At 59.1% G+C, this 13,625-nt stretch carries 11 protein-coding genes; 1 reads left to right on the forward strand and 10 read right to left on the reverse strand.

Annotation, left to right across the window (positions count from 1 at the left end; translation table 11 throughout):
- The first annotated feature begins 386 nt into the window (after positions 1-386).
- A complete protein-coding gene (locus FJ953_RS00545; protein ID WP_140499425.1) occupies positions 387-839 on the forward strand; it encodes a universal stress protein in 453 nt (150 codons plus the stop codon).
- 137 nt (positions 840-976) lie between these two features.
- Here the strand turns inward: FJ953_RS00545 and FJ953_RS00550 are convergent, their stop codons facing one another.
- From FJ953_RS00550 to FJ953_RS00595, 10 genes are all read right to left on the reverse strand, one after another.
- A complete protein-coding gene (locus FJ953_RS00550) occupies positions 977-1,519 on the reverse strand; it encodes a L,D-transpeptidase (RefSeq protein ID WP_140622730.1) in 543 nt (180 codons plus the stop codon).
- A 315-nt stretch (positions 1,520-1,834) separates the two neighbouring features.
- Positions 1,835-2,902 (reverse strand): helix-turn-helix domain-containing protein, encoded by a 1,068-nt coding sequence (locus FJ953_RS00555; RefSeq protein WP_140521311.1) that lies wholly within the window; start codon positions 2,900-2,902, stop codon positions 1,835-1,837.
- Positions 2,903-3,434: 532 nt separating this feature from the next.
- Complete coding sequence (locus tag FJ953_RS00560; protein ID WP_140499421.1) at positions 3,435-4,505, reverse strand: AraC family transcriptional regulator; 1,071 nt, start codon at positions 4,503-4,505, stop codon at positions 3,435-3,437.
- A gap of 652 nt (positions 4,506-5,157) precedes the next feature.
- Positions 5,158-6,096 (reverse strand): helix-turn-helix domain-containing protein, encoded by a 939-nt coding sequence (locus FJ953_RS00565; RefSeq protein ID WP_140622732.1) that lies wholly within the window; start codon positions 6,094-6,096, stop codon positions 5,158-5,160.
- Between the two features lie 110 nt (positions 6,097-6,206).
- On the reverse strand, positions 6,207-6,407 hold the full coding sequence (locus FJ953_RS00570) for a hypothetical protein (protein WP_140499417.1): 201 nt from the start codon (positions 6,405-6,407) through the stop codon (positions 6,207-6,209).
- A gap of 62 nt (positions 6,408-6,469) precedes the next feature.
- The gene (locus FJ953_RS00575) at positions 6,470-7,177 is read right to left on the reverse strand and encodes an MgtC/SapB family protein (RefSeq protein WP_181171593.1); all 708 of its coding nucleotides are present in this window, start codon (positions 7,175-7,177) and stop codon (positions 6,470-6,472) included.
- Between the two features lie 38 nt (positions 7,178-7,215).
- Positions 7,216-8,397: an alpha/beta fold hydrolase gene (locus FJ953_RS00580; protein WP_140622734.1), complete on the reverse strand. Its 1,182-nt coding sequence runs from the start codon at positions 8,395-8,397 to the stop codon at positions 7,216-7,218.
- An 18-nt stretch (positions 8,398-8,415) separates the two neighbouring features.
- On the reverse strand, positions 8,416-9,123 hold the full coding sequence (locus FJ953_RS00585) for an META domain-containing protein (RefSeq protein WP_181171592.1): 708 nt from the start codon (positions 9,121-9,123) through the stop codon (positions 8,416-8,418).
- A 238-nt stretch (positions 9,124-9,361) separates the two neighbouring features.
- Positions 9,362-12,523, reverse strand: a complete 3,162-nt coding sequence (locus FJ953_RS00590; RefSeq protein WP_140622738.1) for an efflux RND transporter permease subunit — start codon at positions 12,521-12,523, stop codon at positions 9,362-9,364.
- Positions 12,520-13,617 (reverse strand): efflux RND transporter periplasmic adaptor subunit, encoded by a 1,098-nt coding sequence (locus FJ953_RS00595; protein WP_246674672.1) that lies wholly within the window; start codon positions 13,615-13,617, stop codon positions 12,520-12,522. Before FJ953_RS00595 ends, FJ953_RS00590 begins: the two co-directional genes overlap by 4 nt.
- Positions 13,618-13,625 lie beyond the last annotated feature (8 nt).

The raw sequence follows: 13,625 nt of genomic DNA on the forward strand, positions 1-13,625 counted from the left end.
GGGGTCGAAAGGGGAATCGCCAACATATGCACGTCGCAATAAGGAGAATTGGACGAGATGCAATTCATTGGGATAAATTGCACATAACGCAATGACTCGATGAATTGTAGGTTGAGCGGGCAACAAAGGCATTGCGAACATCTGTCGTCTTGTCTGTGATTTAACCATAGCTGGTACACGAAAAGGCAATTGGTGATCGTCGGGCCGGGCTAGCGCTATTCCTCCGCGGTTTGGAGATGGTGCGTCCGCTCCCGAATGTGCCCAGCGTCGCGATACAAGCGGCGTGAGTTGGATGTCCAAGAGAGGGCTTGCGGTGCACCAACGTGCATATCTCGACGAGTGTTGGTGTTGCCGGAACCGTGGTCGACCAGGCAGGGAGAACTCAGATGTACACTCATATCCTCGTGAGCACGGATGGCTCCGACGTCGCCAGGAAGGGCGTTGAGCAGGGGATAGCCCTGGCGAAAGCCTTGGCTGCCAAGGCGACAGTTGTCACGGTCACGGAGCCAATGCTGATTGACTATGGAACCGGATTTACCTCCGGGTCTATTCCTTCGCAGGAGGAGGTTGATAGTTTTGAGGCCGCGAGCAAGGAATTCGCAGGGCAAGTCCTCGATCAAGTCAGGGAGGCAGCCGACCGGATGGGGGTTTCCGCAGAATTTCTACATGTCCCGGATACCTACCCGGCCAAGGCGATTATCGACACCGCCAAGTCACGAGGCTGCGACCTGATTGTGATGGCTTCCCATGGCCGTCGTGGCATCAGAAAGCTTTTGCTGGGAAGCCAGACGTCGGAGGTTCTCGCGGATGGAAGTGTGCCTGTCTTGGTCGTGCGGTAGCCAAACGAAACCGGAGAAGCGCCGGCTTCCTCTGCGCTCAAGCTTCCGGAGAGACGGTGTCCTGTGACGAGGATGTCTCCACGCGTCGGCCTCGGCATTTAGAGGTGCCGCGCAATGGCATTCATGATTGCCGCAGGCTAGACAACGATAACGCGGGCACCGTTGCGCACCGTTCCGAAGAGTTCAAAAATATGCTCGTTCAACATCCTGATGCAGCCGGATGATGCAGCTTTTCCAATGGTCCACGGCTCATTGGTCCCATGAATGCGATACAGCGTGTCCTGGCCATTGCGATACAGATACAGTGCCCGGGCGCCGAGAGGATTGTTTGGGCCTCCCGGAACGCGCTGCGGCAAGGTCGGATTACGGCGTCGCATCTTGGCGGTGGGGGTCCAGGTCGGCCATCGGGCTCTTCGTTCAACGATGGCCTCTCCACCCCATCTCTGTCCGTCCCGACCGACTGCGATGCCGAAACGGATCGCCCTGCCGGCGTCTTCGACATAGTACAGGAAGCGCTCCTGCTTGTTGATTAGGATTGTTCCGGCGGTTTCTCTACCCAAGTAAGGCACCGTTTGCCGACGGAATTGCTGGGGGATGCGCGTCTTGTCTACGAGAGGGATGTCAAAAGGGTTTATCCGGAATTCTCCCGATATACCAACTCTTTTGGGAAGCTTCCGCATGCCCGGACAGCGCCAGAAATGATATTCCCCCAACGATCACGGATCGTCTGCTCAAAGAATTCACCAAATGAACCTCCGAAATTTAATGACTTCTTGGCTGGCATTTTATGAGCTTCGATGAGCCTGCGCTATCGGGACAAACATTTCTGACATCGGCCTCTCCGCTGAGGGTGCAATCTCTTATGTCATACGAGCGCCTCGTCAGACTGCGTGGTGTTCCCGGCGGGCAGTTCGAACCGGCGTCCAATCTCCAGCTTCGCCAAGGAATGGGTTCACTCTTGTCTTCGACAAGATTACCTCAGCCGAAGACTCCAATCACGTAGTCGAAAGCTGATGGCTGAGAAGGCAATTGTTGGCCAGGAGGCTGTTCAGAGAAGGTTTGCCGTTGTTCGACCGCTCCGCCAACGGAGGGTGCTTGAGGCCCAGCCAGCCCGCCTCCCGCGCCTCTTTGGGCGAGATTCCGAACTCGCGCCTGAATGTCCGGCTATATGTCGAGGGATCCATGAAGCCCCACTCCTCCGCAATGCTCGAAATCGGGCGTCCATCCGCGATGTTTCCGAGCGCGTCCCTCGTTTTCAGCAGCCGCTGTCGCCGGATATAGTGCGAGATTCCTCCGGCTGGTTCGAAAATCCGATAAAGTCGAGAGCGTGAAATGCCGAGATCTTGCGAGAGCTTTCCCGGTGTCAGATTCCGGTCGGCCAGATTGGCTATTATGATCTTGTTCGCGCGGGCCATGATGACCGCGTCGATCGGCTCCTGTGCTTCGAAAAAGTGATCCCGGGACGGGGAAATGCACGCGGCAAGCAGGCTGGTGGTCGCCGATGCGACATACGGGACGTCGCTTTCCGTGCGATGGGGGAAGGAATGATAGAGCAGCAGAACATAGTCGGCGACGAATGCGGCCATCTCGGGCCGGATATCGAGCGTGAAGGGTTGCGAGAAGGCGAAATCCCGCGGAAGGAATAGCGCAAGGACACCGTCATCCTCACCCTGGTCTTCATGGGGTGCACCCAGGCATTGCCAGCGCAGCTGTCCCATTCTTGGCGTGCCGCCGCCCGCGGGGATTGTCTGGGGCACCGAAAGAGCCCAGTGGTCGAACACCGGACTCTTTCTGCTGCGCCACCGCCGACGGTACCCCATCCCGGGATATTCGATGAAAGCCAGCACGAGGCTCTCCAACCGCCACGCCCGCTCGCGCGCAGAGAACGAGCCGAACTCGTCTCGCAGCAATTCGACGTCGGCTATATTTGAGTGCCAACTCCGGAAAAGGTCGAATTGCTCGGGCGGTGGCGCCTGCGAGGTATCAACGTCTACGACGCATCTTAGAGGTTCTGGGGTCCCGATCGTTTCGCTTTCGCTGACAATTGATGGCTTGTCTTGCATTGAGGCAAACTCATTGCTTGAAAGAGGGTGACGGCAACCCCATGGAATTCTCGATCAAGAGACCAGACGTATCGGGCTCATCCCCGGCGGATGTAGCCGCGGCGAGATCGAGGTTATGGGACTTGAAATCCCGACACCCGCACCTGCTTGGGTGGTATAGTACCAGTCGACAAGAACATCTCGCCCAGCCAGCAGAATCGATGATGTGCGGATGTCGGCAGCGTGTATGGCAACTGCTCCAGCGATCGGCTCGCCAAGAGTATCGCTTCGTACTGTTACCTCCATCACAAGCTCCTATCGAGCTAGCAGATCAACAATGAACGATGTGCTTTTCGCAAGGAGACGGTCCTGACAATTAAAAATCCAGAGTGGAGTTATCGAAAATCGTGATGCTAATGACGAGGACACGGCCGAGCTTAAACGGTCATCGATTTTTGAAAAATATGCGAGGAATCCATAATATGGGTTTGACGTATATTTCTTGTAGCTTGTGGGATGATCTCCAGGCGCCCCGACCTCTGCCAGGAATCCGTCACTGTCTTGAAGAAAGGGACAATCCCAATGAATTGTTGATGAGAAGGTTGCTCAGGATGCCAGCATCCGCGAGGGGCTCATCCACAGTCAGCCAGGTCGAATGCTTGACGCCCTGCCACCCGAGTTCGCGCGCTTCCCTTGGAGAGATGCCGAACTCTGTTTTGAACATCCGGCTGTAGGTAGACGGATCTTGGAAGCCCCATACTTCGGCAATGCTGGAGATCGTTCGCCTGTCCGAACTGTCCGCTAGAGCGTCGCGCGTTTTCAGCAGCCGCTTGCGCCGCACATAGTTGGACACACCGCCCACCGGCTCGAAAATCCGGTAGAGACGGGAGCGTGAGACACCGACCGCGCGGCAGAGTTTGTTGGGCGTCAAGTCGGGATCGCTCAACCTCTCTGCGATACGCTTGGCAATCCGAGCGGCAGACACCGCGTTCACAGGCCCTTGCGCCTCTGCCAGATGATCTTTTGTCGGCATAAGAGCAGCCGCGGAAATGTTGGCAGTCGCGGTGACGATATGGGGCAGATCCGCTTCTCTCAAATGAGGAAGTGAGCGGTGCAGCAGAACGGCGTAGTGCGCAAGAAAATCCAGTGCCTCGTCGCTGGCTTCGATTTTCGATGATCTGGTTGCCGGCCATGTGCGGGGCAGAAACAGTGTGATGAACAGATCATCGTTGCTCACTCCAACATCGGGCAAGGCCAGACACCTCATGCGGGGCCGACGAGATATCATCTCGCCGGCAGCAGACTGCGAGAACGGCACGGACAGCATCCAGTGATCCAACAGGGACCGTCTGCGATGTTCCCATTGTATCTCGTAGCCGGAGCCTGGGATTTCGATGGAACTCAACGCCAGATCGCCCAACTGCCATACCTGATGACGAGCCGGGAACACGGCGTGCTCGGCCCGAAGAAGCTGTATTTCGGCAACCCCGGCAAACCATGATCGATAGAAATCAAACTGTTCGGCTGGGGGTGCCGACAAGCTATTTACGTCGATGGCGCATCTTAGAGGCTCATCCGCAAAAGGGTCGGTGGGAATGCCGGCAGCGGTTACTCTCGCGTCCATAACAAACTCCTGTCGTACATGAGACGCCGAAGTATAGGCAGATCAAGAGGTCGGCAGGCCGTTTCCCGCAAGGAAACCGACAATAAAACACACCCTCAACCTGCCGCCGCGGATGAGATTGATTTTGAGGCGATCTTAAGCCGGAGATGCTCCCCTAGAGTGGGCTAGGAATCCCAAACGTAGACAATGCGTTTATTTCTCGTGAAAGCTGGGACAGCGTTTTCGCATCGTATTTACCCTTGCGACTATGGCCATTCTCATCGGCGCCGAGCGCGCCATGTGGAGTGACCTTGCGTTTCTCTTGCTTGCGACCAACCGGTCGGAAGGTTTGTCGCGGCCCCACTGAGGTCGCGCCATCAGAATCTCCTGACGGCCAACCAATTTCTATCCACTTTCCGACGGAGTGCCCGAAAGCTCTCGGAAAGGGGTGGTTCAGCAGGCAACTAGGCCGAATGCGGGCTGCACATAGCTGTGATGAGGCCCTACGCGTAGGTGTGTGGTTGGCTTTAGGATTCGCCGACCGCGGGGGATCCGGCATTTCTGCCGACTGCCTCCGTCCACAGGAGCCGACGGCTTCATCGTCTTCCATCCTGATCAAAATGCCTGGGGCACCGCGTTAACCAGCCTCGGATCGGCAGGTTTGAGCATCCCATCAGTCTGGTGCTGCGTGTCTCCAGAAGCGCCGACGCGCCTCACTGGGGGAGCATCCGAAGATTGACGTATAGGCTCCAGCGAAACGGCCCAGGTGCCAGAAACCAAAGCTCATGGCGATGTCGGTGATCGAGAGGCGATCGCCCTGCGTCAGGATAAGGCCGTGCGCGGCCCGAAGCCGCCGCTCCCGCTCGTAAGCTCGAGGGCTGACTCCCAGACGTTCCTGAAAGGCGCGCTCCAACATTCGCTCGCCAATGCCCAGTACCTCGCAGACTGCACTGACGGAAACAGGGCTATGAGGCCTTGCCTCCAGAATGGCCAGGGTGGCATCAACGATATCGCGCTGATCGCTGGAGCCGAGGGTGCGGGGGGATGGTTGCTCCGTGAGGGAAAGCACCCGCGCGAGCGCGGCGCCCGCTTCGCTCGCCGCAACGGCCAGGCCGGCACTTAGGTCATAGCCACGCTGTGCTGCAGCTTCCGCGAACCCGACGGTTCGCAGCAGCCTCTGCTGAAGCTCTAGCTCGGCTCCTGCCGTGAGGCGTTGCTCATGTATCCCTGGCATCAGCGCGGTCCTCTGGCCCAGGTGGGAGGCTGATGCCGTGCGCAGAGACTCGAGCGCGGACCCACGCAGACCGATCCGCATGAGGCGATAGCTTCCTGGCATCTCCAGCTTGAATTCTGTTCCCGGGCCGATGATCCGCAACTGCGGTACTTCACTCCGTTGTCCGTTGAAGGTCGTGCCTTCGCCCCAGAGGAACACCGCCGTCAACGCATCGTCATTGATCGCCCCGGACATGGCGATGCCACCCTTGTCCCGCAAATCGAGGATGAACGCGTCGCCATAGTCTATCGTTGCAAGGCTCGATGCATGGCGCTGCTCGCCAATCTGCTGGATATGGAATTCCGCGTCGGGATCGGACTCGCGGGTGCGCGCGACCACGGAATTATACTGGCGGGCGTACCAGTTAGGAGCCTCCAACAACGAGGGCCTCTCCAAGTCTTTTGTCCGGACTGGAGTTGGACGCGATCGCTTTCGTCCAACTCGATAAGTCAAGCAACCGAGTCCGGCTTGTTTCTGCGGGCGATCTTTATAATCAGAAGAATGATTCCGATAGCAAAGAGAAGACAGCCAACCATGATGCTCGATGGAGAGCCATAGCGATAGCCCGATGCAAAAATGAGAAAGCCTATGAGCAAGAGGCCGATAGCTATCAATTTGTTTGCCAACAAGGCCTTGGTGTTTCCTTCCATTGTAGCAGCTCCTTAAAATTTGACGTTTCGAGGTGGTGTCGAGGGTCTTTCTGGCTTTCGCTCTATTCGGTCTTTTCTTCCGGCTCCCAGGAAGCCGACTGAACATTCGAGTCGAGCGCGAGGTGAGCGACGACGCGTTCGACTGATTGCACATCATCACGGTTGCTGAACAACGTTGCTTCTATTCTCATGGCGTCGCCCTCATTGATGGGATGGCTGTTAAGGGAGCGTAGGCGGAGGAGGTTTGTATTGATGGTCTGAAGCAGAATCGATCTGAGCGAATAAACATTATCTCGTGAGCATACGATCTCTATGGTGTACGTGTATTCGACGGCAGGTTGTTCCTGAGAGTGCCTTCGAAAGAATCTTGAGAAATTAGGAAGAAGCGAATTGAGTATAATAATGAGCATTGCGGTTTCCGCGGCCAGCAGCAGAAAGCCAAAGCCTACGAAGACCCCGACAGAGCCAGTGCTCCAGATCGTCGCGGACGTACTCAACCCTCTTATGTTGGAACCGTCCCTGATGATCAGGCCGGCGCCAAGGAAGCCAATGCCGGTTACGACCTGAGCCCCCATTCTAAGATCGAGACCTGAGCCAAGAGCGCCCGGCAGCGAGGAGTATGCCGCCGCGCCCAGTGCGACCAGCGCGTGCGTCACAAGTCCTGTATATTGTTGCCGGTACTGGCGTTCCGCACCGATCAGCGCGCCGAGCAGCAACGCAAGCACAAGCTTCAGCAGGATTGATTGAGTTATCGCGACTTCAGCTTCCAAATGTTCATTCCGTCTGATTCAAAATGCAGGGGCTTTCATCACATGGCGCCGATCTCGGACGCCGGCTGCTGGGACACGGATTGCCGGGATGCCGACCGCTTCAGGATTGTGAGCGGCAGATGGAGAACGAGGGAGGCGTTATCGAAGATGATCTGCCGGGTCTCTTCGGCTTTGTCTTCGACCGGCATATCTTCGTTCACGATGAGACGGCGCAGCAGGGGCCCGGACCTCAACAGCTTCATCAGTGTTTCCGACGTTGCAAAGCCGCTGTGGCCGCCGCCGTCCACGTCGGAAATGTCGATAACCTGAATGTCCTTTTTCTGGAGGAGCGGGATATCGAAGCCACTGCCGACTCGTGGCTGGCCACCTGCAATGCGCCGCGACAGGCTCAAGGCGCGATCTCGCCGAGAGACAACGATCGTGAAGGGGTGCGGCAGTTGGGGTATGTCCCTGACTTGGCTGCTGAAGACATCTGGATCGATATCGGGCGCGGCAAGCAAGACGCCGCGGATTCTTGAGGTCACCGCCGCCTTACCTTGCAATACAAGGGTGCGAAGCGCCTCCATTACGACATACGCGCCCATGGAATGGCCGACGATGAAAACACCGCTAGCGTTCGATCGAGCTGCGATTTCGATCGTTTCGGCCAAGCCGTCCCGCGCCTGGAGAGCGCTATCGCGATCGAAAAGATAGGCGCCGATAGATCCCGCCGACGCCCAGGAGAAATGAACCGGAACCGAGGAGATGCGGTAGTCGTGGACGACTTGGGCATTACGAAACAGGCCTTCGGCAAAATTGTTGTTGTAGCCGTGCACGAAGATAAACACCTCGCGCTCCGAAGGCGGACGCTTCGCCAGCATACCGTTTAACCGACCTGCGAAGGATGCTCTGTTCTCGAAGCGGACAAGATCACGAGCGGAAAAATGGCGCTTCGGATCGGGTGATGTCGATGACGTCTCGACGGTGCCCGGCCGGTGTGTGGCCGGCACGACGACAGTCAACTGCGAAAAGCTCAATATCGGGGAACGATCCCGCGAATAGGGCGGTTCGGAGATAGGCGATCTTGTGCGCGTGGTGGCGATCAGGAAGGAAATGGCCGACATTTCGTTGCTAATTTGTACAGGCGAGGCAAGGCCCGTCACGGCTCTTGGACCGGCGCAGCTTTGCACCAGCAATGCCAGCGAGATAACCAACACCAATCGTCCTGCGGGGTTCTGCATGCTGCTGGCCGCGCCGGCTTATCTTCGTAAACTCACCAGCCTTTGGCCATCCTTGTCCAACAGTTGCACTCGTCCTGTCTGTGGGGCTTCAAAGCGACGGACGGACCCGAGTGCCTCCAGAAGATTGCGCTCTTGATCCATGAGGGGCTGATCGCAGATCATCCTGGACGAGCCGGTTTCCGAGATCGTCAGCGCTTCTCCGGTCAAGGCGAAGCCGCCAAAGAACCGATTGCACGAACCATTCCCATGGATGCGTCCATCCGGCTCGAAGGCAAGGGTGGGTTTCGAACTCGCGACCGTGGTTTCTTCTCGAATCTCGTCCACGAGCCAATCTCCGCGAAGGAGGTCGCCCGGCTCTCCGGCGCAGCCTTCAAATTTCCGGTCGCCAAGGATGACGGTCGCGGTTTGGGGGTATGGCATTCCGCTCATGGTATCGACGCATATTTTGGCAGCGATGGTCAGCGCGAGTTGCCGGCCGTCGACAGTCGCCAGATAGGTGTCGGCGTCGCCTTGCCTTGTGGGACGCGGAGCCGGCTGAACTGTGAAGGTCTCGCCCCCTAAGGCGTTAAAGCTGAGCGCGGTGTCCGAGATGCTGATTTGCCAGCCGGGTTCGTTGCCGCGTGCAGCCAACGAGGCAGCCTCCGCATTGCTCGTTGCGGTGGCGTACAGCGACAACACCGCGAGCAAAGCGGCCAACGGCAAGGATGAGCAGGACTTTGGACTCACGGTTGCAGCCTCCAGACGATGCGTCACTGAATTCGAAGGCCGCCCGGAAACCGGCCTCTGGGGGCAACTTCGCCAAATATTGCGCCGAATGTACCTACATCCGGTCTTCAGTCCATCGTCGCGTTTCGGAGAAGGAGTCCGTTCGGCGAAAAAATGGACGCAAAGCCAAGAATTGAGATTCCAAGAATATAAATGGTTGCCGCGGGCCATTTCGACCGCCCTTTGGCGAGAACGAACCTCAATGTGATGGTTCGATCATATCGAGGCGTTCCGTACGATCACCGGGACGCCGGGACGACAGATACTCGGTTGCTTTCTGGACGACAAAATAGACGGAGGGGATGATTAACAGGCCAATCGTCGTAGCCGCGGCCATGCCCCCGAAAATTGTGACGCCAACAGCCCGCCGCGCGCCCGCGCCGGCGCCAGTCGACACGACAAGAGGAATGATCCCGAGGATGAAGGAAACCGCGGTCATCATGACGGCCCGGAAGCGCTGCTCGGCCCCGATCCGCGCCGCCTCCATTATGCTTAGTCCCTCATCGCGCCGCTCCTTGGCGAATTCCACGATCAGGATGGCATTCTTCGCCGCCAGTCCGATCAGCAGCACGATGGCGATCTGCACGTAGAGGCTGTTCTGCAACCCGAAGACCTTCAATGCCGCTATGGCGCCGAAGAGAGCCGCTCCGAGCGAAAGGATGACGATCAACGGAAGCGACCAGCTCTCGTATTGGGCGACAAGGAAGAGATAGGCAAAGAGGAACGCCAGCGCAAAGACCAGCCCCTCCTGGCCACTGCCGCGGCGCTCTTGAAACGACAGGCCTGACCACTCGAAGCCATAGCCATTCGGCAACAGCTGGGCCACTGTCTTCTCCATCGCGTCCATGGCGCCGCCGCTGCTGCTTCCAGGTGCGGTAATGGCGTTTATGGGAGCGGCGACCGAGAGATTGTAACGCTGGATGGCGAATGGCGACAGGATCGTCGTCAACGACGCCAGATTGTTCAAGGGCACCATGGTGCCGTTCCGGCTACGCACATGCAGGTTCAAGATGTCTTCCGCATGGGCACGGAAATCGGCATCGGCCTGCAGATTGACTTGGAACACGCGGCCATTGAGCGTGAAATCATTTACGTAGCGCGATCCGAAGGCCGCGCCGATGGTGGAATAGACGTCCGACACGCTTACCCCAAGCGCTTCGGCGCGCGTTCTGTCGACGTCGACATAGACCTGCGGGACACTGGCGCTGAAGGTGGTGGCGGCCCCGCCGAGCTCCGGCAGATGATTGAAGGCGCCAAGCAGGGCGCCGACGACCTGCGCGATCTCTTGTGGCGGCTGTCCTTCAAGCGCTTGCAGGCGGAAGTCCAGGCCACCGACCGAGCCGATGCCGGCAATCGCCGGCGGCGCGAACACGGCGACGTTCGCGCCCGGAATTTGGGAGAACTTCACCCGCAGCGCCTGCAGGATGCCGGCGAGCTGCAGTTCGCTGGACCTGCGCTCGTCCCAGGGCTTCAGCGCCGCGACCGCCATTGCGCCGCTCGGCGAACTCGTCGACTGAAGGATGCTGAACCCCGCAACCGTGATGACGTCTTGCACGCCTCCGGTGTCGGTCAGAATCTTGCGCACGTCCTCCACGATGGCTTTCGTGCGGTCGAGCGAAGCGGCATTGGGCAACTGGATGTCGACGAACAACGCGCCTTGGTCCTCGTCGGGCAGGAAAGTCGACGGTAGCCCGGTGAAGATCAGATAGGCGGCGGCAAAACAGGCAAGCAATCCCGCCATCGGCACGTACCAATGCCGCACCAGAAACCCGACGAGGCGTCCATAGCCGTCACGCGTCTTGTTCATGAATGCCGTGAACCAGGCCAGCGGGCCACGCTTGAAATGGCCCACATCGCGCCGCAAAAGCAGTGCGGCCAGCGCCGGGCTCAGGGTCAATCCGACAAAGGAGGAAATCACCAGCGCCGAAGACAGCGTCACGGCGAACTGCCGGTAGAGCTGGCCGCCTATGCCGCCGAGAAACGCAGTCGGCGTCACCACGGCAAGCAGCACCAAGGTCGTGGAAATGATCGGCCCGGTGATCTGGTGCATCGCCTTGCGCGTGGCGTCGGCGACCGCGATGTCAGGGGTATCCTCCAGCACATGCTTGACGTTCTCGACGACAAGGATGGCATCGTCCACCACCAGGCCGATCGCCAGCACCAGCGCCAAAAGAGAAATCATGTTCAGCGAATAGCCGGCGGCAAACAGCACCGCCAAGGCGCCGAGCATGGAAACCGGGATGGCAAGCGCCGAGATGAACATGGCGCGCCAATCCTGCAGGAAGACGTAGGTGACTGCGAGAACGATCAGGAACGCCTCAAGCAGGGTTCTGGCCGTCAGCGAGATGCTGGCATTCACGAAGCGGGTCGCATCGTAGACGATGTGATACTGCATGCCTTTGGGAAAACGTGACGAGAGGCGCTCCAGTTCGGCGCGGACCGACGCCGCGGTCTGGATGGCGTTGGCGCCGGGCGACTGGTTGATCTGCATCATCGCCGAGGCGTGTCCGGCGAAGCTGGCGCTCGAAGCATAGCTTAGCGCGCCAAGCTCGAGCCGCGCGATATCGCGCAGGTAGACCTTGGCCCCCGCCGAGCCCGTGCGCACGACGATGTCCCCGAATTCCTCGACGCTTCTCAGCCGCCCCTGCGCGACCAGAGTGTATTGCAGCTCCGAGCCCTGCGCCTGCGGGGGGGCGCCGGCCTGTCCGAGCGTCGCCTGGATGTTTTGCCGCTGGATGGCGGCCGAGACATCGTCGGGCGTCAGGCTAAGCGCGTCCATGCGCTGCGGGTTGAGCCACACCCTCATCGAGTATTCCGAAGCCCCGGCGACCGAAGCCTCGCCGACGCCCCGCACGCGCGATATCGTGTCGGCGACGGTCGTGGTGATGAAATTAGTGATCGCCAGCGAATCGAGGCTGTCGTCCGGCGAATAGAAAGCGATGCCGAGGATAAAATCCGGCGAGCGGGCACGCACGGAGACACCTTGCTGCGCGACCGCTGCCGGCAGGCGCGAGATCGCCAGCTGAGCGCGGTTCTGCACGTTGATCTGTGCTGTCTCGGGATCGGTTCCGACCTCGAAGGTCACCGATAGCGTGTATTGGCCGGCATTGGAGCTGGTGGACGACATGTACATCATGTGGTCCACGCCATTGATGGCCGTCTCCAGCGGGCCGCCCACCACGTCGGCGATGACTTCCGCGCTTGCTCCCGGATAGGAGGCCGACACCGTCACCGTTGGAGGGGTGATCTGCGGATACTGCTGTATGGGAAGGGAAAACACCGCGATCCCGCCGGCGATCGAAATGATGATCGAGACGACGATCGCGAGCCGGGTGCGGCTGATGAAGAGGTCCGAGATCATTGCGTACCCTCCGCTTCGCGGGGGGTGACCTGCTGACCATCGGAAACGCGTTGCAGGCCCTCGACGACGATCGTTTCGCCGCCTTCCAATCCGCTCGTCGCCGCCCAGCGATTGTCGATGCGCGCACCGGTCGTGATCGCCTGCCTGGTCACGGTATTGTTGTCGTTGAGCACGAAGACGAACTTGCCCTGGCGGTCCTGAAGAACGGACGCCATCGGCACCATCGGCAATTTCCGGGCTTCTTCGTCGACGATTGTTAGCCGGACGAACTGGCCAGGCGCCAAAATGTGGTCGGGGTTGGGGAACAGCGCGCGGACAGCGACGGTACCGGTCTGCTGATTGACCTCGTTGTCGATGAACTGCACCCGCCCCGGCAAAGCAAATTGTGTGCCGTTGGCGAGAGACAGACTCAGGTGGAATTTGTTCGCATCGATCTTCTGGCCACCGGCAAGTTTCTGCCTGATGTCGACCAAAGTGCTGTCAGCGATCGAGAATGCGACGCGGATAGGATCGAGTTGTACGATGCGCGCCAATGATCCGGAGCCGGGCCCCACGAGATTACCGCGCGTCGCCAGGGAGCGGCCGATGGTGCCATTGATGGGAGACCTGATCTGAGCATAGGAAAGATTGAGTTCGGCCGTATTGAGGGCTGCATTGGCGCTTTGAACATCCGCCGCGGCGACATCGAATGCAGCCTGCGCGTCATCCAACGTGGCCTGAGAAATAGTCCTGCGGCTGAGCAGGTCCCTGGCGCGTGAGAGGCTTTGTCGCGCGGCAATGCGGGTGGCTTCGGTCCTGGCCACCTGCGCCTGTGCGGACATTACCGCCGCCGACAGTTGATCCGGCTCGATTTCGAAAAGCAGATCGCCCTCCTTCACGTGCTGGCCTTCGGAGAACCTGATCTCCTTGAGCAGGCCGGACGCGCGCGCCTGAATGTCGACCGCATCGATCGCCTCGACCTGCGCGTTGTATGTCAGCGGCGCGTTTGCCGGACCGGACTGGACCTTCTGCACGACCACTGGCACCGTCGCCGCGGTCTGCGCACGTGCCGCTCCCGCGAAGCCGCCCACGCTGACTAGCAATGCGGCCGCCACGACCCTGG

Origin of the sequence: Mesorhizobium sp. B2-3-6, assembly GCF_006442305.1 — a bacterium.
Lineage (GTDB): Bacteria > Pseudomonadota > Alphaproteobacteria > Rhizobiales > Rhizobiaceae > Mesorhizobium.